Below are 23,605 nucleotides of genomic sequence, written 5' to 3' on the forward strand. Positions count from 1 at the left end.
CCTGGTTTGTATTTACAATTTGAATAGACTTGAAAGTCTAACAGGTTTTATGAGTAAATCACAAATTTATTCTCTTTTTTAAAAGAAAATTGGAGTTATGGTTTTAATATTAAACTATTTAGTGATGACAATCATTTAAATGAAATTGATGTAGAACCCTATAGTTGATTATTGAATGAAGAAATTAAATTATTAGATACTTTATGACTAAAAAGATAATCTTGATTAAAATATTTTTAACTCGGTTAAAATTTAAAGTATTTTATGGAGCAAAAGTTAGAGTTAAGACATTGTATAACTCTGGTAGTTTTATATTTGATATCACATATAAAACTATTGATATGGTAACAATAGAGTCTGTAAATTTTAGAGAATTTTGTTCCGTACGTATGAGAAATAATGCTTCCTTGCATATTGGGAAGGGGGTTTTTTTTAATAACTTTTGTTCAATTAATTGTTGTGATGATATTAAAATAGGCAATAATTGTATTTTTGGTGAAAATGTAAAGATATATGACCACGACCATGTATTTAAAAATCCAAATATTCCTTTTAGAGAACAAGGGTTCAAAAGCAAGCCAATAGCTATTGGTAATAACTGTTGGATAGGAAGTAATGTTACGATACTCAAAGGTGTAGAAATTGGAGATAATGTTGTCGTTGGTGCCAATGTTCTTTTAAGCCAAAGTATTCCTTCTAATTCTATCGTTAAAAGTGAACAGAATCTTAAAATTGAAAAGTTAAAATGGTAGAACCTCTTGTATCTATAATCATTCCTTTATATAATGCAGAACATCTTATTTGCCAGACTCTAGACTCTATAAATAATCAAACCTATTCTAATTGGGAATGTTTAATTATAGATGATGGTTCAACAGATTATAGTTTTAAGGTTGCTAGTACGTATTGTTTAACAAATAATAGGTTTAAGGTATTTAAACGTCCAAATACTTATAAGTCTGGTGGGTCAGGATCTCGAAATTATGGATTAGATATCTCTCATGGAGATTTTATACAGTGGTTTGATTCAGATGATTTAATGCATCCATCTATGTTAGAGGAGAAACTAAAAATGATTTCCGAAGATAAGCATGCCGTAATATGCCAGACAATTCAATTTAGAGATGATATAAAGAATATAGTTGGGGAACCTACAGCAATCAGATCTGAAAATAAGTTTATAGATTTCTTTTCGGGTAAAATAACCTACTATACGCCAGGGCCATTGTGGAGAAAATCATTTCTTAATGATATTAATCTTAGGTTTAATGAAAATTTATTAAATATTCAGGAATGGGAATTTTATTGTAAAATATTACTTCTAGATAATATTAATATAGATTACATTAATAAACCACTTATATATTATAGAAAACATACGGAAAGTATTTGGGGCAAAGAACGTAGTGCTAGTAAAATATTATCAGAGTTTTATGGAGTTCGTTCCGTTTATGAAATGGCAATACAACAAAGAAAAGAGATTGTTCAGGTTTATTTTCAAAGACAATGTAGGTTGTTAGTTGAGCTAAGAAAAGCAGATCCCTCTAACGCTAATATATCTGAAGTAAAACACGAGGTTTTTCAATCTTTTTTTTCAATGTCATTTAATATAAAGAACTTCCTGAAATTTGTTAAATACTATTACTTAAATTTATGAAGATAGCGTATTGTATTGGAGCTTTAAACTTAGGTGGTGTTGGTACTGTTGCTCATAATTTAAGTCAATATTTTCTAAAAAGAGGAGACGAATTTCATATTGTAACTACGCATCACAAAGGAAATTTTTATGACACAGCAAAGCAATTAGATTGGCCAGTTATAGATGTTTCTGATGCAGAAATATCGCTTAAGAAAAGAATGAAAAGTACATATAGCTTTCTTCTTACTTATGATGTGGTAATTAATAATCATTCGGATGAATTACTTTTCATTCTTCCTGCTTTGCCAAATAGCATTATTAAAATTTCGGTTCAGCATAATACGACTATAAAATCAAGTAAAAGACTAAGTTTTAATTCTCAATATTTAAATTTTTCAGCAGGTGTTTCGTCTGCAGTTACTAGTGTTATGGAAACATATCACCAGGATAAAGAAAAAATAGTTGTTTTACCTAACGGCGTATCTAAAACAGGTAATAAAACTTATGATTTAAAGACTTCTAATCTTTTGAGATTATTATATGTTGGTCGGTTAGATAATCATCAAAAGAATATTTTTATTTTGCCAAAAGTATTAAAAAGCCTCATTAACGAAGGCATTAATGCTACAATTACAGTTGCAGGGTCCGGTGAACATGAAGAAGAACTAAAAAATAAGTTTCTAGATTTAGGTCTCAATGATAATTTTAAGTTTGTAGGGCGGATTTCAGCAATTGAGTTAGGAGAGTTTTTTGAATCTCATGATTTTGTGCTAAATATGTCTAATTGGGAAGGATTACCTATGGTAATACTAGAAGCAATGAGTGCAGGGATAATACCAATTTTAAGTAATATTGAACCTCATAAATACGCATTAGGAACTAATATTTCGAGAGAAATATTAACTGCTAATAATAGCATTGATAGTTATGTAAACATCATGAAAAAATTACATAAAAACGCTCAGATGAGGATAGAAATAAGCAAAGAATTAAAAGAGCGATGGGAATTTAATTTTTCAATAGAAGCTTTTGGGGAAAATTATCTCAACTTAATAGAAGACGCAACAAAACAAGAAGCAAAAGCGCAACCTGTTCCTTTAAGTAAAGTTAAGTTACCAGTAAAAGATAAGTACAAAATTACTTTGGCGTATTATTGTGCTCAAAAAATATTTAGAAGGACTAAATGATAACAACAGATTTTAGAAAAATTAATTTTTATACCATAGGTAATCTATGGTTTCTAATCTTGTTGTTATCTTTTTCATATGATAAGCCAATTCTGATATTGACAAGCTTAGACCGCTTTAATCCACGTTTGAGTGATGTGGCTACTATTCTCGGTGTTATTTGGTATTTTAATTTTAATGCTAAGTTTAATATTGATAATGTTGTTTTGAGTGCTTATAAAAAATTAGTCATTTGGTTTACCATCTGTACAGTATTTAGTATTCTGATTTATGGTTTCCCTTTAAATATAGACGCGTTTAGTATTTATTACCTTTTTAAATACTATCAAGAATTGCTAGTCTGTTATCTTGTGTTATGCTATATGTCTGTTTATGAGATTCCTTATGAAAGAATATTTAAAATCTTAATTATAGGGGGAGTATTTGTAGCTTTATATAGTATCCTCGAGTATTTAACACCTGGGGACATTGAAGTAGAAATTAGCCCTGGAAAGTTTGTTACCAAGCCAAATGGGTTTGTTTGGGGGCCTTATACAGCTACTTATTTTCAGATTGCAAATTACTCGCCAATCGTTGGCTTTATAACACTAGCCTATGCTATTTATAAAAAAGGATTATATAAATGGGCTCTTATAGCAGTGTCCTTTCTTGTCTTTTGGCCTTCATTAGTTTCAGGATCAAGAACAGCCATTGGATTTATTTTAGTGTTATTTGCTATAGCTTTTTTTAAAGATGTAAAGTTCAGAGTTTTAATAATTGTAATGCTAAGCACTGTTGTCGTTTATTTTGGTTTTAATATAGATGCACTTTATGAAACAATATTAAGCTCTGACAGTGAAACGATTGCTAGAATGCAGCGCTTTGAGGAAAGCGGTTCTCATAACTCAATAGAAGGTCGGTTTGAGTATGTTTTTGTGTGGTTTGAAAGATTTCCAATGTATGTGTATAATGGTATTTTAGTACCAGTTTTTGGGGGTGGTTTTTACGTGGCACCAATGAATGGAGCATTCAGAATTGGTTATGGGTGGCATAATATCTTTATTTTTGCCATTGAGCAAGCAGGAGTAATCGGGTTAATTCTATTCATAAAATTTATAAAAAGAGGTTATGCGGTAATTGGAAATCATATAAAAAAGCTTGAAATTAACTCTGCGAAAAGGCAATTTGTTTTTGCTGTATTTGTTATTTTTATTGCTATGTTTGTTCTCGGTATTGGTGGTTCTCATACGTTTTGGGAAGGATTTTCTACAGGTAATTTTAATCTCTTTCGTATGGTTTTAATAACGCTAGCAACTTATGGCTATGTAAATACTCAAAATAAAGATGATTAAGATTTTATTAATTGACGAGTTTATTCATTTACCAACTAAAGGAGCTCCGTTATTTGTGATGGAAATGAAATATTTAGCTGAAAATGATTTTGATCTCAATACGTTAGGATTCGACGATGATAAGCAAGAATCACACCAAAATTTTAATGTGATTCAAAATAGAAAAAATAGAATCTTACTTAAAAAAGGTAAGTTTTTAGGTGATCGTATCAAGCAAAATGAAATAAAAGAAATCATCGAGCGTATAAAGCCAGATTTAATTCATTGTCACCTATTAACCAATAATGCATTAAATGTCTATGAGGCAATTCCAGAGGGCATGCCTGTAGTGCAAACACTGCATGGTCCAAATTTCTTTTGTCCTACCTCTTGGGGCTGTATTAAGAAAGATTCAAGTTACTGTGAATTAGGAGTAGGTTCTAAGTGTTACAAAAACGAGTGTGTTAGCAGGTCAGTATATGTGTCATATAAAATGTTAGACATTAAGTTAAAACCTTTATTAAGTAAAAAAGTAACAAGGTTTCATTGTCCATCTAAACAAATAGAACTTGTGGCAAATAGACTTGGTTACGCAAATACGACGCATATAATGTTAGGCTTGCGTGAGTCATTTTTAGAAAATGAAATTACCCATGGGTCATATGGTACCAAGCAAATTATATTTGTCGGAAAAATGACACCAGTTAAGGGCGTTGATTATTTGTTAAAAGCATTTCAACTTTTATTGAAAGAAGATAATAGTGTAAAACTGATATTAGCAGGGACAGGCGATCATTCAGATGCTTATATTAAATTATCCGAGGAATTAGGTATAGCTAAGAATGTTGAATTTAAGGGGTTTGTTGTTGAGAAAGAATTAAAAAAATTATTTAGTGAGTCAGATATTTGTGTCGTACCTTCCATTTGGGCAGAGCAATTTGGTATGGTTGGGCCAGAAGCCATGGCTTCTGGAGTGCCAGTAATAGGCTCAGACATTGGTGGCATCCCTGAATGGTTGTCTACAGATTATGGTTGGCTAGTAAAGCCTAGAGATATCGAAGGACTTAAAGTTGCCATGCAACTAGCCATTAGCAATCCAAAGGATCTAAAAATTAAAGGAAAAATGGCTCGTGAAATAGCTAGAGAGCTCTATACTTCTAAACGTTATAATGAGAGTTTGGAGGAATTATTCAAAAGTATTATTGATAATGAATAAAGGAACAAGAGTGTTGCATGTTGTTTATTCGATGAACTTAGGAGGGATTGAAAGTTGGTTAATGAGTCTTTATAAGATGGTTATACCAAGTAATATAGCTTTTGATTTTCTGGTTCATACAAAAGAATCAGGCTATTTTGATGAAGAAATAAAGCGGTTAAGAGGTGAAATTTATTATGCAGGTCATTTTAAAAACCCCATTGAAAATTATAATACTATTTTAAAAAACGTAAAAAGAGATTACTATTCAGCGATTCATATTCATAATATTGAAGGTGTAATGGCTGCTAACCTCGCTTTTAAAAAATTAGGTTATCGCAATATAATTATCCATGCGCATAATGATTTTCAACAAAAATATGTAAAAGCTAGCTATTTGGAAAAGATGTTTCTTTTAGTTAATAAAACATACCTCAATAAGGCTAAAATTAAAAGAATAGCGGTCTCCGTAAAATCGGGGAAAAGTTTATTTAATAATCAGGCTTTTGAATGTGTAAATGTTGGCAAAGACTTTACTGAATATGTAAATGTCAAAAGCTCCATTAAAAGATCTGATTTTAATATAGATGAAAAGGATGTTGTGATAACTCATGTAGGACGGTTTTTTGACATGAAAAATCATTTATTTTTGTTAAGCATTTTTGCGCAGTTATGTGAATCTTCATTAGATTCGTTTAAATTATTATTAATTGGAGTTGGCCCCTTACAATCGGAGTGCAAAAAATTTGTTTTTGATAATGATTTAACTAATCACGTCCGGTTTTTAGATCTACGCCAAGACGTGCATGAGATTCTAATAAAATTAACAGATCTTTTTATTTTTCCATCAAAACACGAGGGCTTAGGCCTTGCTATGGTGGAAGCACAAGCGGCTGGTTTACCCGTTATTTGCTCTAAAGGAATACCTGATGAAGCTATTGTTATTCCTGAACTTGTTATGGCATTAGACCTAGAGCAAGGTACAGATTACTGGGTTGGTAAAGTGATGTCACATTATAGAAAAGCGAATAAACCAAGTAAAATTATTTCTTTGAAAATGGTTTTAGAGAGCAAATTTAATATTAAAAATTCAGTTAATACTCTTATGAAGTTATGGACAAGACTATAGTTTACATTATAAGCCCAAGAAGTGCGTCATCAAAAACACCTGGAAGAAAAATAGGTGAGATTATAAAAACATGGTCGAAAAAAAACAAGGTTTATCCAGTCTTTGGAGGCGATTTAAAATTAGGGGTGAATAGCAATAATGATTTACCCTCTTCTTATGGTAATTCTAATGTCCATAATCAGACTTATAGAAAATCGTTGATTTGGATTTCGCTTTCAGAATTAAAGGATATTATTCACACTTTTGTAACTTTGTTTTTTCTTAAAAAAGAATTTAATAAAGTCAATGTTGATTTAATTTGGGAGCGTTCATCTAGACTGCATTGGGCTGGATTAATGTATGCGAAACAGAGGAAATTACCTTATATACTTGAATGGAAGGATCATTTGATTCCCTATAAAATGTCTCTTTTTAAATGGTTAGCACTTTTTATTGAATCTAAAAAAATTAAAAATGCAACTTGTATTGTTGTAGAATCTAATGTTTTAAGAGTACATCTATCAGAGAAATATCAAATATCTAAAGATAAAATTCTAGTAGCATTAAATGCTGTTGAGTATGAGACATTTGCAAGGAAAGATAGAAGTCAGGTACAATTTTCTTTTAATAATAGCGAAATATCAAATAAAAAATTTGTGATTAGCTATTTAGGAAGTTTTGCTTTTTATCATGATAGTAAGCTTTTAGTTGAGGCAGCGAAAATATTAATGTCTAAAACAAATGATATAGCGATAGTAATGGTAGGTGATGGTAAAGATAGGCAAGAATGCTTTGATTTAGCTAAAGAGCATAAAGTTTTAAATAAAAACTTATTTTTCTATGCACCGGTTTCCAAAGAGTTAGTTCCTGATATTTTAAGTTTAACTGATATTGCAGTTCTTCCCGGAAGTACAGATATTATTTCTCCAATAAAAGTGATGGAATACATGTCTTCGGGTAGTGTTTCTTTAGTGCCTGACTACGAGTGCAATAGGGAGGTTGTGAAACATAAAACAACTGGTTATTTATTTAAGCCTCATAATGCCGTTGCTTTATCCGAAGCCATATTAGATATTATTAATAACCCCGATCTAAGAGCAGAAATACAAAAAGGTGGAGCTTCTTATGCAGAAACGTTTTTAACGTGGGACTTGACTTGGGGTCTAACGTTAGACAAAATACTAAAAATTAGTGTGTAAAAATAATTTAATATTTAGGCCGTAATGAGAATAGGAATAGACGCCTCTAATATAGGCGGAGGTGGAGGTACAACGCATCTAAAAGAGATATTAGTAAACTATAAGCATGAGTATTTTAAACATGATAGTGTGGTTATTTTTGCATCAAGCAAAGTTTTAGAAGTAATACCCAATGATCCATTATTTATAAAAGTTACATTTCCACAATTAAATGGTTCGCTTATTAATAGAATTATATTTCAAAAAACAAAATACGATAAAGAAATAAAGAAACGCTGTGACATTTTATATTCCGTAGCCGGTGACTATACGGGATCCTTTAAGCCTGTAGTTAGTATGTCTAGAAATATGCTCCTATATGATAGGGGAATATGGAAAGAAATGAAAGCTCCAAAAGAGATATTACGTTTTTACCTCAATTATTTAAAACAAAAAAAGTGTTTTGAAAATTCTTCAGGAATTATTTTTATTTCAAATTATGCAAAAAAAATAGTCAGTAAAACATTAAATTTAAAGAATAAGGATATTGTAACTATTAATCATGGAGTTTCACCTCGTTTTATAAATGAAGTTAAGAGAAACAAAGATGTAGCATCTTATACATCTTTAAATCCATTTCGATTTTTATATATTTCAGGAGTGCATGTTTATAAGCACCAGTGGCAGGTTGTTAAAGCAATTGCGATTTTAAAAGAGCAAGGTTATAATGTTCGGTTAGACCTTATAGGTGGTGTGTATTTTAAATCGTCTTTGGATAAACTAATCGCAGCTATTAATATTGCAGATCCTAAGGGTGTATTTATTAAGTATCATGGTCAGGTAAGTTATGATTCCATTCATACATATTATGAAGATACTAATGCCATAGTTTTCGCATCTACTTGCGAGAATATGCCTAATATTTTAATAGAATCCATGGCTTCTGGCTTACCAATTGCTTGCAGCGATCATCAACCGATGCCAGAGTTTTTAAAAGATGGTGGTTTTTATTTTAACTCGTATAATGTGAATTCTATCGTGGGTGCAATGAAAGAATTAATGGAAAATAATAAGCAACAAATTAAATTTTCAGAAAAAAACATATCTGAAATCGAGCAATTTTCTTGGGATAAGACTAGTTTTGAAACATTTAAATTTATAGATAAGATATATGCGTCTTATTTCAGTAAGAATTAGTTTGTTTTTGGACTCTGTAAAAAATCATAAATATAATAATCTAAAATATTGAAAACAGATCTTTCTACATATAATAATAGTTGGTATCAGCCAGGCTCTAAATTAAAGCGTTTGCTTTGGTATTATGTGAGTTTGATTTTTTTTGAACGTGGCTGGAATATGTCTTCAGGATTAAAAATATTTTGGTTAAAACGTTTTGGGGCTACAATAGGAGAGGGTGTGGTGATTAAACCTAAAGTCACTATTAAATACCCATGGAAACTCAATATTGGCAATCATTGTTGGATAGGAGAAAGTGTCTGGATAGATAATTTAGATCAAGTAACCTTTGAAGACCATGTGTGTGTGTCGCAAGGCGCCTTATTACTTTGTGGAAATCATAATTATAAAACACCGAGTTTCGACTTAATGATCGCTCCAATTTATTTAAAAGAAGGCAGTTGGATTGGTGCGAAATCTAGTGTGGCACCAGGTGTAACCCTAGAAAGTCATGCTGTATTAAGCATGGGGTCTGTTGCAACGACTAACCTCGAAGCTTATAGTATCTATAGTGGAAATCCTGCTGTAAAAGTAAAAACACGTCAATTTAACACGCCCTAAATGAAAGTCTCTATAATAACCGCAGTTTATAATAGTGAAAAAACTATTGATACTTGTATGGATTCTGTATTGAACCAAACCCACCCAAATATTGAATACATCCTTGTGGATGGAGGCTCTAATTCAGAAACTCTTAATAAATTGAATGCGGCTGCGGAAAAGTATCCAAATATTAAACTAAGTTCTGAACCTGATAAAGGTATCTATGACGCTTTAAACAAGGGCGTTGTGAAGGCTACAGGAGATATTGTTGGCTTTGTTCATTCTGATGATTTTTTAGCTGATGCAACTATTATAGCCTCAATTGTTGAAGCATTCAAAACAAAAAGAGTAGATGGTGTTTACGGGGATTTACATTATGTAGCTTTAGAAAATACAGATAAAATTATACGAAACTGGATTAGTAGACCATTTAGTTACAAGTTGCTTAAAGAAGGATGGATGCCTGCACATCCAACATTGTATTTAAAAAAGAGTTTGTACGATAAATATGGTATGTTTGATCTTAACTTTAAAATCGCAGCAGATTATGACTTTATTTTGCGTATCTTTAAACAGACTAGTTTAAACTTTTTCTATTTACCTAAAACCATAATTAAAATGCGTGTTGGTGGTGCTAGTAATAAAAGTTTAAAGAATATTTTACAAAAATCGAAAGAGGATTACCGAGCGATAAAAATTAATCAAACTGGTAATTGGTTGACGATTCTCCTAAAAAATGTAAGTAAAATCAAACAGTTTATAGCTTAAATCGATTTGTTTGCATATCCTAACAATTATATCACATCGGTTTAAAATATTTAACAGATATTTGCCGCAATAAAGTAGAAATAACAAAAATGGTAAAAGAATTACTCGAAAACTTTATTCCACAAGATCACATAGGCTGGCTTTTTTTGCTAGCTGTTTTTATTTCGTTTTTTGTGTCTAGTACAAGTTATCCAGCTATAATTAATGTAGCGAAATCTAAAAATTTAATGGCTTTTTCAGGAGGACGAAGTAGCCACTCTGGGAGTGTTCCAAATCTGGGAGGTATAGGTGTTTTTCTCAGTATTGCCGTTACGATTACAACAATTGGTGCGCTATTAGATACTAAAATTCTATTATTAATTTTAGGGGGTATGACCTTATTGTTTTTTTTAGGATTAAAAGATGATATTCTCATTCTGTCACCTCGTAAAAAATTTACAGGCCAATTATTGTCCGCATTATTACTTATTCTTTTTACGGATACAAGAATTGTTAGCTTGTCAGGTATTTTTGATATCAATATTATGCCTTATTGGGTGTCTGTGCTGTTTACACTCTTTGTATATATCTTAATTATAAACGCTTTTAACTTAATTGATGGTATAGATGGACTTGCAGGTACTTTGGCTTTAATGGCGATTGTGTCATTTTCCTATGTGTTTTATAGATATAAAGACATTAGTATGGTGGTTTTGGCCGCATCCGTAATTGGAGCGCTGATTCCTTTTTTATACCTAAATTTCTCAAAACGAAACAAAATGTTTTTGGGAGATACCGGTTCTATGATTTTAGGTTTTGTAATTGCATTGTTCGCCGTTCGGTTTATTAATAGGTCAGAATTGTCTCATGATGCTATTTATCATAATTCGTCGCCAATATTAGTATTAGCTTTTTTGTTTTTTCCTCTGTTAGATACCTTGCGTATTTTCTTTATTCGTTTAGTGATTCATAAAAAAAGTCCGTTTGCAGCAGATAGAAATCATTTACATCATCGTTTCTTGATTTTAGGGTTCTCTCATCGCCAAACGACGGCGATCATCGTAATTACAAACAGTATTCTCATCGTTATAACGTTTTTAATTAGAAATTGGGATATTAATTGGCAATTAGTAACACTACTTGTTAGCGGGACTATTTTATATTCTTTATACTTTGTCTTTAATTGGATAAGAGGTGGAAAGGAAGATAAATCGGTAGAAGTTTCTAATTAATTAGGTAGTAGCGTTATTACTTTGTGAATAGCTTTATTGCACTTATATTTGTCGCTTTATTAAATACTTACAAATGTCCAAATACTTTTATAGTTTATTCTGCTGTGTACTAATATCTTCATGCGTCAGTAAGAAAGAAATTTTATATCTTCAAGATGCAGATCAGTATGCTAATAAAGAAATTAGTTATTCTAATGCAAGGATTGCACCTAACGATGTCTTACGAATCAATGTTAGTGCTCTAATTCCTGCATCTGCAGTGCCTTATAATAAATCTACGAGTCTTGGCGGTGCTAATGTAGAATTATTGCAACTCGATGGCTATTTGGTAACTGAAAATTTAACTGTCAATTTTCCCATTTTAGGGGTGTTATCTGTTGCAAATATGACGACTCAGAGTTTTGCTGAGTTTCTTAAAAAGAAACTTGAAGATGATGGGCATCTTAGAAATCCTACTGTTGACGTTAGATTAATTAATGCAAAAGTTACTGTTTTAGGGCAAGTCAATCAACCAGGAACTTTTAATTTTACAGAGCAAAATATAACATTACTACAAGCTTTGGGGTACGCGGGGGATTTGACGATTAATGGGAAACGTGAAGATGTGATTGTAATGCGAGATGAGCAAGGCGTTAGGCAAATTACACATATAGATTTGACTTCCGCGGATTGGTTAGATGGTCCTTATAACTTTATTAAGCCTAATGATATAATAATTGTTAATCCAAATAATCCAAAAGTTAAAAGTGCTGGTTTCATAGGTAATGTCGGAACAGTTATATCAGTAGTTTCTATTTTATTAACCACAGTGGTTTTAATTACGAAATAAAATGAGTCAGATTGAAGTGAGTAATTATCAAAAAAGTGGTGATCAAGGAGAGTTTATTAAAAGAGAAATTCGCAAATATTTACAATATTGGTATTGGTTTGCTTTAGGTGTTGTATTGGCACTTATAGGCGCTTTTATATATCTAAGATATACACCAAAAGTTTACAGTGCAAGCGCAAAAATTAAGATTTTAAATAAGACTAAAGGATTAGAATTGCCATCCTCGGCATTTATATTTAACCGCTCTAATATTAACTTAGAAAATGAGATAGAAATTCTAAAATCTTACCGTATTATTGAGAATGTTGTCGATCGCTTAGATTTAACGATGCGTTTTTTTGAAGAAGGAAGTGTACTCACAACCGAGATACATCATTTACCATTTAATATTCTCAAAACGATTAGTAATGATAGTATTTTTATTGGAACCTCTTATAAAATTGAGGTGAAGTCTCAGGGGTTTGAGGTGATTCCGGCGAGTACAGGAAAAGCAATAGTGTTTCCAAATTTTGATAGCACAAAAACCGTTCATAATTTACCTTTTGAATTAAGTTGGAGTTCATCATCTGTAAATAAGGCTTTTATTGGAAAAACCTACATTGTTAAGTTTGCCCCCATAGCCAGTGTTACTGGGGGGTTAAAAGGAGGTGTTAGTATTAGTATGCTAGGTAAAGGCAGCGACTTACTTCAGTTAAGTTATACCAGTCAAAGTAAAGCCAAAAACGAACGCATTCTTAATACGCTGATAGAGGTATTTAATGAAGATGGTATTAATGACCGGCAAGATATCTCAAGACGTACAATCGACTTTATAGATGAGCGTTTTAAACTTATAGAGAAAGAATTGGATTCTATAGAGTTCGGTATAAAAGATTATAAGGAAAAAAACAATTTAATTACTTTAGAATCCGATGCTGAGTTAGGAATTACACAACGCACCTTGTCAGAAGAAGAGTTGTTTGAAACTGAAAATCAATTAATTCTTTCAACATTACTGAAGGAAACATTAGAGAAGCCTAATCCTAATTCTGAACTACTCCCGGCTAATATTGGGGTTAATAACGCAAGTATAAATGGTTTAGTCAATAATTATAATACGCTTGTTTTAGAACGCGATAATTTAATTGTGAGTGCCGGTGAAAGGAATCCAAATGTCGTCCTATTAAAAAATAGGCTGCAAGATTTAAAATCAAATATTTTTGCATCTATAGATTCTTATGCCAAGCAATTGGAAGCTTCCAAAGCACAATTAATGCGAAAGAATAAGAAGTTTGCGTCACAAGTTTATAGTTTGCCGGGTAAAGAAAAGAAAATAACAGATATCACTAGGCAACGTGAGATAAAACAAACATTATATTTATTTTTACTGCAAAAACGCGAAGAAGCAGCTATTAATTTAGCTATTACAGAGCCATCAATCAAAGTCGTTGAATATGCTATTTCAGGTGGTGCACCGATATCACCGAATTCTAGAAGTACTTATCTAATTGCATTTGTATTAGGTTTACTACTGCCTTTTGGGGGTATCTATGCGTCGTTGCTCTTAGATACTAAAATAAAAGGACGTGAAGATCTTTTACAATTGAACACTAAAGTGCCAATTGTAGGGGAATTACCAAAGGTGAAGTCTGAACAACTTATTTTTAGTAATCCGGAGGATAATTCTGCCCAATCTGAAGCGTTTAGGATTTTAAGTTCTAACGTCAATTATATTCTACCTTTAAGTAACGATAATAAAGGTAAAGTGATTTACTGTACATCAACTATTAAAGGAGAAGGTAAGACTTATGTAAGTATTAATTTATCTTTAGCTTTATCTAGTATCAATAAAAAAGTGCTGTTAATTGGTGCGGATTTAAGAAACCCGCAAATTCATACGCATATTGCTCAAGACAAACACAAACCAGGGTTGTCTAATTACCTTCATGATATTAATTATGATTGGAGAGATGCCTTAATTAGTGGCTTTGAAAAACATCCGAACCACCAAATTATATTGTCGGGAAGTATTCCTCCAAATCCGGCGCATTTATTAACTAATGGACGTTTCACAAAACTGTTAGAAGAAGCAAAAGACGAGTACGATTATATCATTGTAGATACTGCTCCAACAATTTTGGTAACTGATACCATGTTGATTTCTCAATTAGCTGATGCGACTATTTATTTAACCCGAGCTAATTACACGGAGAAGAATCTTTTAAAATTTTCTAAAGATCTTTCTGAATCTGGTAAGTTGAAAAATATGGCCTATGTCATCAATAGTGTTGGTGCTAGTAGATCTTATGGGTATGGTTATAACTATGGTTATAATTATGGTTATGGTAATAAGGAGTCGTAATGTCTAATTCTTTTCTATGTCCTTATAATGTGATAATTGTCATGTTCTTTTACAGCTTTATAAAGTACTTTTAATAGTGAATTATAAAACTTATTAGTCATGAGAACTATAGAGCCAGTATCTACAATAATGTCTACAAATATCATTACGCTCAATAGAGCAGATGAACTTGAGACCGCAGAACTTTTATTTAAAAGGCATAAAATAAGACATATTCCGGTAGTTAAGGAAAAGGTTATTATTGGTATGTTAAGTTATACGGATTTACTAAGAATAAGCTTTGCAGATGCTGTAGACGAATCTGAAACCGAAATTGAAACCTTAGTCTATAATATGTTTACAATCGATCAGGTAATGGCTAAAAATGTAGTCACTGTAAATTCTGATGCAACGATAAAAGAGGTAGCCGTAATTTTAGCGCAAAAGGAATTTCACGCGTTGCCTGTTGTGGATAAGGGGCGTTTGGTCGGAATTGTTACTACAACAGATTTAATCAATTACTTATTAAAACAATTATAAAAAAAGCAGAGTCTTATTAAGGCTTAAATTTGTCGATTTGAGCGTAATCTAAATATAATTTACTAATATTCTTTTTAGATTACGCTCAATAGGACAATTGAATTGTAATTTTGCGATTCTGATTACTTCGCTCTTAAGAATTAGCTAAATCCTTTAAGGTTTTAATAGTTGCGGTTGGGTTATCACTTTTAAAAATATGACTACCAGCAACAAAGGCATCAGCCCCAGCTTTAACTAGTTTTTGGATATTTTTATCAGTAACACCGCCGTCTATTTCGATGCGTGTATCTAAACCTTGCTCGTTTATCATTTTGCGAAGGTTTTTTACACGTTTATAAGTGATATCTTCAAATTTTTGTCCACCAAATCCAGGGTTTATAGACATTAATAGTATCATATAGCACTCTGGTAATATGTCTTCTAAAACAACTAGTGGCGTCGTAATATTAAGAACAATACCCGCTTTACAACCTGCATCTTTAATTTGCCTTAAAGTTCTGTGTAAATGAACAGTAGATTCATAATGTACCGTAATAATATCTGCACCAACTTTCGCGAATTCTTCAATATAGCGTTCTGGTTTTTCTATCATTAAGTGAACATCTAATGGCTTTGTGGCGTGTTTTTTTATTGCGGCAATTACGGGCATACCATAAGATATGTTCGGTACAAAGTGTCCGTCCATAACATCAATATGAAACCAATCTGCATCACTATTGTTAACCATTTCGGTATCGCGTTGAAGATTGCCAAAATCGGCAGCTAGCATTGATGGAGCAATTAATTTTGAAGCCATTTCGTGTTGTCTTTTTAGTTTGTGCAAAGGTACTTAAAATGTAAAGATTTTTTTGCGCTTTTGCATAAGGAATGGAGATTATGAGGCAATAGGCAGGAGACGGGTGATAAGAGCTCAGAGATATCAACTATGTGGTATGAAATAGATGGACCGCTCTAAAAATTCATGAAAAACATAAGGGTCGCAATATATATCTATAAGTTGAGTGTATTCGTTTGGGGAAGGCTTGGATGTGATGGAAGCTATGATATTATAAAAAAGTGAACCCACGGTAATCAGCCGTGGGTTCTTTCATCAATCAAAAAACGAACAGTTATGTTTGTAACTGTTGTTACCTTTATTAGGTTGGTCGTTAAATATACAAATTACTAACCTAAATATGTCTTTAATATTTTACTTCTAGACGTATGCTTTAAACGTCTAATAGCTTTTTCTTTTATCTGTCTTACGCGTTCACGTGTTAAATCAAAAGTTTCTCCAATTTCTTCAAGTGTCATTGGATGTTGACTAGCTAAACCAAAATACAAACGAATTACATCTGCTTCACGTGGTGTTAACGTTTCTAAAGCACGTTCAATCTCGGTTCTTAAAGATTCATGTAATAAATCTCTATCCGGATTTGGTGACTCTCCACTACGTAATACATCATATAAATTTGAATCTTCACCCTCAACTAAAGGGGCATCCATACTTACGTGACGACCAGAATTTTTCATTGACTCTTTAACATCGTTAATAGTCATGTCTAATTCTTTTGCGATTTCTTCCGCAGAAGGTGGTCGCTCATGGCTTTGCTCTAAAAAGGCAAACGTCTTATTGATTTTATTAATAGAACCAATTTTATTTAATGGTAAACGTACAATACGAGATTGTTCAGCTAAAGCTTGAAGTATCGATTGACGAATCCACCAAACAGCATAAGAAATAAATTTAAAACCACGTGTTTCATCAAAACGTTGTGCGGCTTTTATTAACCCTAAATTACCTTCGTTAATTAAATCGGGTAATGTTAAACCTTGGTTTTGGTACTGCTTAGCAACAGAAACCACAAAACGTAGGTTAGCTTTCGTTAACTTCTCTAAAGCAAGTTGATCTCCAGCTTTTATGCGTTGAGCTAATTCTACCTCTTCGTCAGCTGTAATAAGATCTACCTTACCAATTTCCTGTAAATATTTATCTAATGATGCAGTTTCCCTGTTGGTAACCTGCTTGGTAATTTTAAGCTGTCTCATTTATATTTAAGATTTGTGCAATTTAACAACAACATGTTGCTTTTATTATACGTACTAATGCAATAAAATGTTACACAATACTAATGATTTTTTTTAAATCTTTAGCAGTTTTACCGTTTCAAGATTTATGGCACCTACAGTTTCATTGGTAAATTTATAATGACCTCTCATGGTTATGAGCCTAAAACGGTAAGACTTTATCTGACTTAAGGTGTTTAAAAATAACCATTTTGATTTTAATAATCTTGGTTTTTCAGACTTTAAACTTAAGTCAAATATATGTTTCCGTCCTTCTTTTTCTGCAACAATATCTGGAGTTACGTCTACATCACTCCCTTTTTTATGATATGATTTAGGACTCTCATAGCCTTCTAAGTCGGCTTTAATGTTAGAGTAACCTAAATTTTCAAGATAAGATATTGAATTGCTTAATTCTTCCGCGTATTTAATTTTGTCTTGTGTAATCATAACCTATAGTATACGAAATTTTTATGTAAAATCCTAATTATCAGGTGTGAATCTTGATATTGGTAGGTGTTATATTAATTTTAAACACGAACCTGGCCATCTCCGTAAACATAATATTTGTTAGTAACTAACTGGTTTAAACCTAAAGGGCCACGATGATGTAATTTATCTGTACTAATAGCTAGTTCAGCACCCACACCCATTTGACCTCCGTCTGTGAATCTGGTAGACGCATTATGATAAACAGCAGCACTATCTACATTATGCATAAAGTTCATAGCCTCAGCTTTATCTTCTGTTATAATTGAGGCAGAGTGTTTTCCAGAGTATTTATTAATCGTATCAATCGCTTCATCCAAGGATTCTACTTCCCCAATGAGTAGTTTTAAAGCTAAAAATTCTTCATACCAAATATCACGATTGGATATCATTTCTTTTTGAGGTAAAATATGAGATACTTTATTATCAACTAGAATTTCAACTTTATGTTGTTCCAATTTTTCTTGAAGCATTTTCAGCTTGATTTCATATTGTGGTAAATTCTTATTGATAAGTACTTTGTCAAGAGCATTGCATCCAGATATCTTATCTGTTTTTGCATTAATAATCACATTTACAGCTTTACTCCAATCGGCATGTTCTGATACATATAAAAAGTTATTGCCACGGCCACTAACTAAGACAGCACATGTGGCATGAGTTTTTACAAAATTGATTAGGCGCTCACCACCACGAGGGACAATTAAATCTAAAGGTTCAGTTGGATTTTTAAGAAATTCTTGAGTTTCTTCACGTTTCAAATGTAGAAGTTTAATCCAGTCTTTTGATAATCCGTTGTCCTCTAAAGCTTCGTGCCAACATTTTTCTAAAATAAGATTACTGTTTAAGGCTTCTTTTCCTCCTTTTAATAAAATCTTATTATTGGCTTTAAATGCTAAAACAGCAGCTTCGATGGTAACATCTGGTCGTGATTCATAAATAATTAGAATGGTCCCGAAAGGTGCAGTGGTATTAACAATGTTTAAATTGTTTTTTAAAGTTCTGTTGGTTATTTCTTTTCCAACCGGATCGTCTTGAAGCATCACAGCTTCTACAGCAGCAATCATTTCATCTACCTTTTTATTATTCACAATTAAACGATCGTATAACGCTTGATCTTCTTTTTCAAAGGCATTCAAATCTTTTTTATTCGCTTCGATAATAGCGTTTCGTTCGCGCTCTAAAATTTGAAGCATTGATTTTAAGACCTTATTTTTAATTTCTGTATTTAAAAGTTTCATGTATTTTAATTTTATAAACTATCGCATGCTGTCTGCTATTAGTCAACTATTAAGATGATTAAGCTTTTAGCATGCTTGTTTTATTTAGTACTATTTAAGCCCGCTAGGCACAAATAAATTTAGTTCCTACTTCTTTATTATTAATGATATCCACAATTACATTTGCTTTTTTACCATTAGCGATATACGTAGGAATATTTTTATTGGCTGTGCCTTTCGCAATTTTTAATTTTGAAGCCATACCACCTCGTCCTTCTCCTTCTTTTTTATTAGAATCTTGAACGTATTTTTCAACATTCTGATTGGTGATTACCGTATTCAGAAGCCTTGAATCATCATCGTCCGGGTTACCATCATAAAGTCCGTCTGTATCCGATAGAATAATCAAACGATCTGCATCAATAAGTTCTGCTACCAAACTAGCTAACTCATCATTGTCTGAAAACATTGACATTGTAAGCGACACAGCATCGTCTTCATTAGCGATTGGAATGACACCTTCAGCAAGTAAACCTTCGTAACAATTAATCATGTTTTCGCGGTGTTTACCGATATCAAAATCTCGTTTTGTTGCTAATACTTGTGCGCATCGCATTCCGTAATCGTGAAAAAGACTATAATAGTGTCTCATCATTCGTGGCTGACCTACAGCAGAATAGACTTGCCTTCTTATAGACTTATCTTTAATACTAGTTTCTCCTAAAATTTCCATGCCTGCCATTGCAGAACCAGATGAAACCAAGATAACCATAATGTTTTCTTCATAGAGGACAGCGATTTGTCTTACCAATTCTCGAAGCACTGGACCTAAAATTCTATTATCTTTATTTGTTAATACGTTGGTGCCTACTTTTACGACCACACGTTTTATCTCTTTATCCATAAATTTTTATTTCTCTTTACCTAATTCAACAGCACGATCAAAAGCCGCATATGCAGCATCTTGAATGAGTTGTTTTACATTATTATCATCCATAGAGTCTATGGCAGCTTGGGTTGTCCCTCCTTTTGATGCCACTTTCTCTATCCAAGATTTTGGAGATATACTATTTTGATTGAAGAGTTCTATAGCTCCTTCAAACGTACTACTTACTAAAATTTTAGAGTCGTAATCTGAAAACCCCATTTTTTGTGCAGCCTCTAACATTGATTGCATAAAATAAAACACGTAAGCAGGCCCACTTCCAGAAATCCCTGTGGAAGCATCAATGAATTTTTCCGTATTTACGTGTATTGATGTTCCTGTAGTGTCTAATAGATTTCTGACCATTAACATTTCGACTTTAGAAACTTCTTCAGATTCAGTATAGGATGTAACACCCTTACCAACTTGCGCTGGTAGATTAGGCATTGTACGGATGACTTTTTCAGCTTCCAACTTTTGCTTAATGGTTGCGATAGTCACACCAGCCATTAAGGATACAAAGATTTGATCACCGTTAATCATCGGTTTCATCGTTTCAAATAAGCCATCACTGTGATATGGTTTTACAGCAATAAATACAATATCTGCTTTCGGTAAACAGTCATCCAAGTTGTCAAAAACGTTAAACCTTGAATCTTTACTTAAACTTTCTATTTTTTTTGGATCAGTATCATAAATTCTTAGGTTATGCTTACTAAGAAGTGGCGACTCTGCCATACCTTCAGCATATGTTAACCCCATGTTTCCTGCTCCAATTACTAATACTCTCATAATTTATTTAATAAGTTTACTGACATCAATGTCAGTTACTCTAATAGCCGCAATTACTATGCGATAGTGCCAAAATGAAATTATGATTTAGAGAATTTTGATATCCTAAAACTTTTGTGTCATTCCTTAAGGGATTGAAAAGTTTAGAAGGTGATTACTTGTGATATCATAATTATAAAAAAATGGATATTGGTAATTGTGACAGACTGTCGGTGACAAAATGGAGAATCAAATAGAAAAAGCCTACAAAATTTTAAATTTTGTAGGCTTATAATTTTTTGCGTAAAGTTTTTTTTATTTTACCTCAACTAGTTCACGTGTCAACCAACCTCTTCTACTTGCTGTTGCAATCGCGTATGGGGTAATCCAAAATAAAGCGAATGTAAATAAGATACTATAAGAGTATGCCCAAAAACCTTGAGTAGTCTTGTACTGACTGGTGAAAAATATAACAGAAAAAGTAGAAGCGACTAAAATACTAACTAAAGTAGAACCTAAAAACAATAAAGGATGTACTAAAACAAAGAATAACATGGATATTAATAAAGGATAGCTCATTAGTATTTTTATAAATTGACTTATAAATAAGATTCTAGTTCCAGACTTACCTTTGGTTCTGAAATTTGTAAATACGTATTTCGCCATTTCCAAATTCTCTCTCACGTTACTTCTTCCCCAACGGATAAACATTTTATATAAGCCCATGTATTGCTCTGGTACGTTGGTATATGCTACTGCATTCTTTTGAAATAATACGTGCTTACCTTGTTTTAAAATCATATTCGTCATGGCTCTGTCTTCACCGATATCAGAAGGTTTTCCCATGAACGTTTGATTAATCCATTGAGGTAAACACTGATGAACAGCAGTACTTCTATAAGCCGCTAATGCTCCTGGTGTACACAAAACAGAATTTAAATTACTTTCTGCAGAACGCACAAACTCAAAACTCATAACAAAGCTTACATCTAACATTTTAGGAAGCATTTCCTTTTTATTGTTTAGAACTCTAATATTTCCTGCAACTGCTCCACAGTTTTCGTCTTTAATAAAAGGACTAACTAAGTTTCTAAGTGTATCTTCAGTAACGATCGAGTCACTATCTACTGTGACATAAATATCACCTGTACCTAAATTAAATCCACGATAAAGTGCGTGACGTTTCCCTTGGTTTTCCGGTTGCTGATAGATCTCTAAACGATCTCCTAATTTCGTTTTGGCATCAAGCATCCAATCCCAAGTATCGTCCTTGCTGCCATCATCAATAGAAATAATCTGAATTTTATGTTTTGGATAGTTGCTATTGTCTAAACTCATTAAGGTGTCCCAAACTTGTTTTCCTTCGTTATAAGCAGGCACAATAACCGTAACCGTTGGCAATTCGTTGTCCGAAACAGAAGCGATAGGCTTGTATTTAAAATAATTATACGCTTTATAAATAAAGAATAAAACCTTAAAGGCTAAAAGAGTTGTTGCTAACACTATAAAGCTATACCCAAGTGTGGTACTCATTTTGTTAGCATTAAATTGTTCAAAATCACCGTAAAAAACAGAAAGGAAATATACCCCTAAGACGAGAAGTAAAAACGAACTGAATAAAACAATTTTATTATTTGGGTTGTCTGTTTTTGATTTACTATTGAGAAATAAATTTAACTGGTTTGATAGTTTTTTAGTTCTATTTTTTGAGGGTGTTGTTTTTGTGGCCATATATGTTGTTTGTGGTTTGACTGATTAAAATAGATGTACGTTGGCTTTTTGTGTTTAGATTGTTTTTAGTTTTTATTTAACATTGTAAGAATTAACTTTAATAGTACTTTGAAATAGCTTCTGATTTAAAAATGAATTGATTGAGAATGTTTTAGCGTAAAATTGAAAACAAAGAAACCCTAAATGGACGTTTTCATTTAGGGTTTCTATTACGAGTTAAATTAAAAATTGAATACTGTGATTGAAATTAACATCACTATAAGTTTCGGTCAGATTGATTACTTTTACGTTTATCTCTGAAAAATTAAATTAAAAGTGATGTGAAATAGTTGCTTTTTTTTACCAAAATTTTAATCTATGTCTTCTAAACATTCTCTATTCGATTTAATGATTCATTCCTACTATTTAACCTTGAAAAGATTCATTGAGGCTAGTGGTTTTAAAATTGCTAGGTCGAGTATAAGAGACGCGCTAAAAAAAACAGATGGTATTTTTGATTATTCGAAACTTCCGGATCTTTTAAATAGTTTTTTTTCAGACTTATTAATTTTTCAAATTGATTCTGAAATAGATAATCACGAAGATATTATTACTCCTTGTTTACTCGTAAGAACTACAGAAAATCAAACTTTTATTTATGCTGTGCTAAAAATTGACAAAGAAAAAATTTTAATTTTTGAACACGACAAAAAGGATTATACCATTTCTGCAGACGAATTTCAGAACCTTTTAAAAGGGGCAATTATTATTCTTAAAGAAGAAGCAACATATAATCCTTCTAAAAAACTCTTAGAAGAATATAAGAAGGAACAAGAGAAAGATAAAAAGTATCTAAAAAGCATAAAAATAATAGATGATTTTATTTCTGAAAAAGATTGTAAACAGATTATCGATTTTTATGAAGAAAATAAATCATTTCAACGAAGTAGAGTAGCTGGAGGTTCTGGAACAAAAGTATCAGACCATAGAACAAGTAGCTCGGCAATGATAGAAACCCAGCAGACTATACCAATTGTTTCTGCTTTAAAGGAGAAAATTGCTGTTCTTTTAGGGTGTAATATTGATAAGATTGAAAGCTTACAATGTGTAAGGTATTATAAATTTGAAGAGTTTAAACCTCATTTTGATGCCCTTGTTATAAAAAGAAAATTAACGTGCCTTTTGTACTTAAACGAAGGCTTTTTAGGAGGTGAAACGTATTTTTCTGAAGTAAACTTTAGTGTAACTCCAAAAGTGGGAAGGCTACTTATATTTCAAAACTTAAATGAAGACAACAGTGTTATACCTCAATCTTATCATCAAGGGTCTCCAATACTAAATGGGGAGAAGTATGCCTGTAATATTTGGATAAAAAATTAA

At 32.1% G+C, this 23,605-nt stretch carries 22 protein-coding genes; 15 read left to right on the forward strand and 7 right to left on the reverse strand.

The window, feature by feature from the left end:
• Window positions 1–203: 203 nt before the first annotated feature.
• The 14 genes from BLT80_RS05895 to BLT80_RS05960 all read left to right on the forward strand — a co-directional run bounded on the left by BLT80_RS05895 (window position 204) and on the right by BLT80_RS05960 (window position 15,064).
• Window positions 204–752 (forward strand): acyltransferase, encoded by a 549-nt coding sequence (locus tag BLT80_RS05895; protein WP_217630750.1) that lies wholly within the window; start codon window positions 204–206, stop codon window positions 750–752.
• On the forward strand, window positions 746–1,657 hold the full coding sequence (locus tag BLT80_RS05900) for a glycosyltransferase family 2 protein (RefSeq protein ID WP_092466631.1): 912 nt from the start codon (window positions 746–748) through the stop codon (window positions 1,655–1,657). The genes BLT80_RS05895 and BLT80_RS05900 overlap by 7 nt, the downstream gene beginning before the upstream one ends.
• Window positions 1,654–2,826: a glycosyltransferase family 4 protein gene (locus BLT80_RS05905; RefSeq protein WP_092466632.1), complete on the forward strand. Its 1,173-nt coding sequence runs from the start codon at window positions 1,654–1,656 to the stop codon at window positions 2,824–2,826. The genes BLT80_RS05900 and BLT80_RS05905 overlap by 4 nt, the downstream gene beginning before the upstream one ends.
• Window positions 2,823–4,157, forward strand: coding sequence for a hypothetical protein (locus BLT80_RS05910; protein ID WP_092466633.1), 1,335 nt, complete (start codon window positions 2,823–2,825; stop codon window positions 4,155–4,157). Before BLT80_RS05905 ends, BLT80_RS05910 begins: the two co-directional genes overlap by 4 nt.
• Window positions 4,150–5,352: a glycosyltransferase family 4 protein gene (locus tag BLT80_RS05915; protein ID WP_092466634.1), complete on the forward strand. Its 1,203-nt coding sequence runs from the start codon at window positions 4,150–4,152 to the stop codon at window positions 5,350–5,352. Before BLT80_RS05910 ends, BLT80_RS05915 begins: the two co-directional genes overlap by 8 nt.
• Window positions 5,345–6,460, forward strand: coding sequence for a glycosyltransferase (locus BLT80_RS05920; RefSeq protein ID WP_175455550.1), 1,116 nt, complete (start codon window positions 5,345–5,347; stop codon window positions 6,458–6,460). Before BLT80_RS05915 ends, BLT80_RS05920 begins: the two co-directional genes overlap by 8 nt.
• Window positions 6,445–7,638, forward strand: a complete 1,194-nt coding sequence (locus BLT80_RS05925) for a glycosyltransferase (protein WP_092466636.1) — start codon at window positions 6,445–6,447, stop codon at window positions 7,636–7,638. The genes BLT80_RS05920 and BLT80_RS05925 overlap by 16 nt, the downstream gene beginning before the upstream one ends.
• A 24-nt stretch (window positions 7,639–7,662) precedes the next feature.
• Entirely contained in the window at window positions 7,663–8,814 is a 1,152-nt protein-coding gene (locus BLT80_RS05930) for a glycosyltransferase (protein WP_092466637.1), read from the forward strand.
• Window positions 8,815–8,862: 48 nt separating this feature from the next.
• Window positions 8,863–9,414 (forward strand): WcaF family extracellular polysaccharide biosynthesis acetyltransferase, encoded by a 552-nt coding sequence (locus tag BLT80_RS05935; protein ID WP_245710128.1) that lies wholly within the window; start codon window positions 8,863–8,865, stop codon window positions 9,412–9,414.
• Window positions 9,415–10,164, forward strand: coding sequence for a glycosyltransferase family 2 protein (locus BLT80_RS05940; RefSeq protein ID WP_092466639.1), 750 nt, complete (start codon window positions 9,415–9,417; stop codon window positions 10,162–10,164). It abuts the gene before it with no gap.
• An 89-nt stretch (window positions 10,165–10,253) separates the two neighbouring features.
• Window positions 10,254–11,375, forward strand: a complete 1,122-nt coding sequence (locus BLT80_RS05945; protein WP_092466640.1) for an MraY family glycosyltransferase — start codon at window positions 10,254–10,256, stop codon at window positions 11,373–11,375.
• Between the two features lie 73 nt (window positions 11,376–11,448).
• Window positions 11,449–12,204, forward strand: coding sequence for a polysaccharide biosynthesis/export family protein (locus BLT80_RS05950; protein WP_092466641.1), 756 nt, complete (start codon window positions 11,449–11,451; stop codon window positions 12,202–12,204).
• A 1-nt stretch (window position 12,205) separates the two neighbouring features.
• Complete coding sequence (locus BLT80_RS05955) at window positions 12,206–14,545, forward strand: GumC family protein (RefSeq protein WP_092466642.1); 2,340 nt, start codon at window positions 12,206–12,208, stop codon at window positions 14,543–14,545.
• Between the two features lie 99 nt (window positions 14,546–14,644).
• Entirely contained in the window at window positions 14,645–15,064 is a 420-nt protein-coding gene (locus BLT80_RS05960; RefSeq protein WP_092466643.1) for a CBS domain-containing protein, read from the forward strand.
• Between the two features lie 133 nt (window positions 15,065–15,197).
• Here BLT80_RS05960 and rpe read toward each other — a convergent pair whose 3' ends face one another.
• The 7 genes from rpe to BLT80_RS05995 form a co-directional block, all read right to left on the reverse strand.
• Window positions 15,198–15,860 carry a ribulose-phosphate 3-epimerase gene (rpe, locus tag BLT80_RS05965; protein ID WP_092466644.1) on the reverse strand — a complete coding sequence of 221 codons (663 nt, stop codon included), beginning with the start codon at window positions 15,858–15,860 and terminating at the stop codon, window positions 15,198–15,200.
• Between the two features lie 368 nt (window positions 15,861–16,228).
• Window positions 16,229–17,092: a sigma-70 family RNA polymerase sigma factor gene (locus tag BLT80_RS05970; protein WP_092466645.1), complete on the reverse strand. Its 864-nt coding sequence runs from the start codon at window positions 17,090–17,092 to the stop codon at window positions 16,229–16,231.
• Window positions 17,093–17,185: 93 nt separating this feature from the next.
• Window positions 17,186–17,560 carry a hypothetical protein gene (locus BLT80_RS05975; protein ID WP_092466646.1) on the reverse strand — a complete coding sequence of 125 codons (375 nt, stop codon included), beginning with the start codon at window positions 17,558–17,560 and terminating at the stop codon, window positions 17,186–17,188.
• 80 nt (window positions 17,561–17,640) lie between these two features.
• A complete protein-coding gene (locus BLT80_RS05980) occupies window positions 17,641–18,840 on the reverse strand; it encodes a glutamate-5-semialdehyde dehydrogenase (protein ID WP_092466647.1) in 1,200 nt (399 codons plus the stop codon).
• A gap of 103 nt (window positions 18,841–18,943) precedes the next feature.
• The gene (gene proB, locus BLT80_RS05985) at window positions 18,944–19,723 is read right to left on the reverse strand and encodes a glutamate 5-kinase (protein WP_092466648.1); all 780 of its coding nucleotides are present in this window, start codon (window positions 19,721–19,723) and stop codon (window positions 18,944–18,946) included.
• 6 nt (window positions 19,724–19,729) lie between these two features.
• On the reverse strand, window positions 19,730–20,536 hold the full coding sequence (gene proC, locus BLT80_RS05990) for a pyrroline-5-carboxylate reductase (protein ID WP_092466649.1): 807 nt from the start codon (window positions 20,534–20,536) through the stop codon (window positions 19,730–19,732).
• Between the two features lie 294 nt (window positions 20,537–20,830).
• The gene (locus tag BLT80_RS05995) at window positions 20,831–22,246 is read right to left on the reverse strand and encodes a glycosyltransferase family 2 protein (protein WP_092466650.1); all 1,416 of its coding nucleotides are present in this window, start codon (window positions 22,244–22,246) and stop codon (window positions 20,831–20,833) included.
• 357 nt (window positions 22,247–22,603) lie between these two features.
• On the opposite strand from BLT80_RS05995, the gene BLT80_RS06000 reads away from it, so the two are divergent.
• Window positions 22,604–23,605: a prolyl hydroxylase family protein gene (locus BLT80_RS06000; RefSeq protein WP_092466651.1), complete on the forward strand. Its 1,002-nt coding sequence runs from the start codon at window positions 22,604–22,606 to the stop codon at window positions 23,603–23,605.

This window comes from Winogradskyella thalassocola (assembly GCF_900099995.1).
Lineage (GTDB): Bacteria > Bacteroidota > Bacteroidia > Flavobacteriales > Flavobacteriaceae > Winogradskyella > Winogradskyella thalassocola.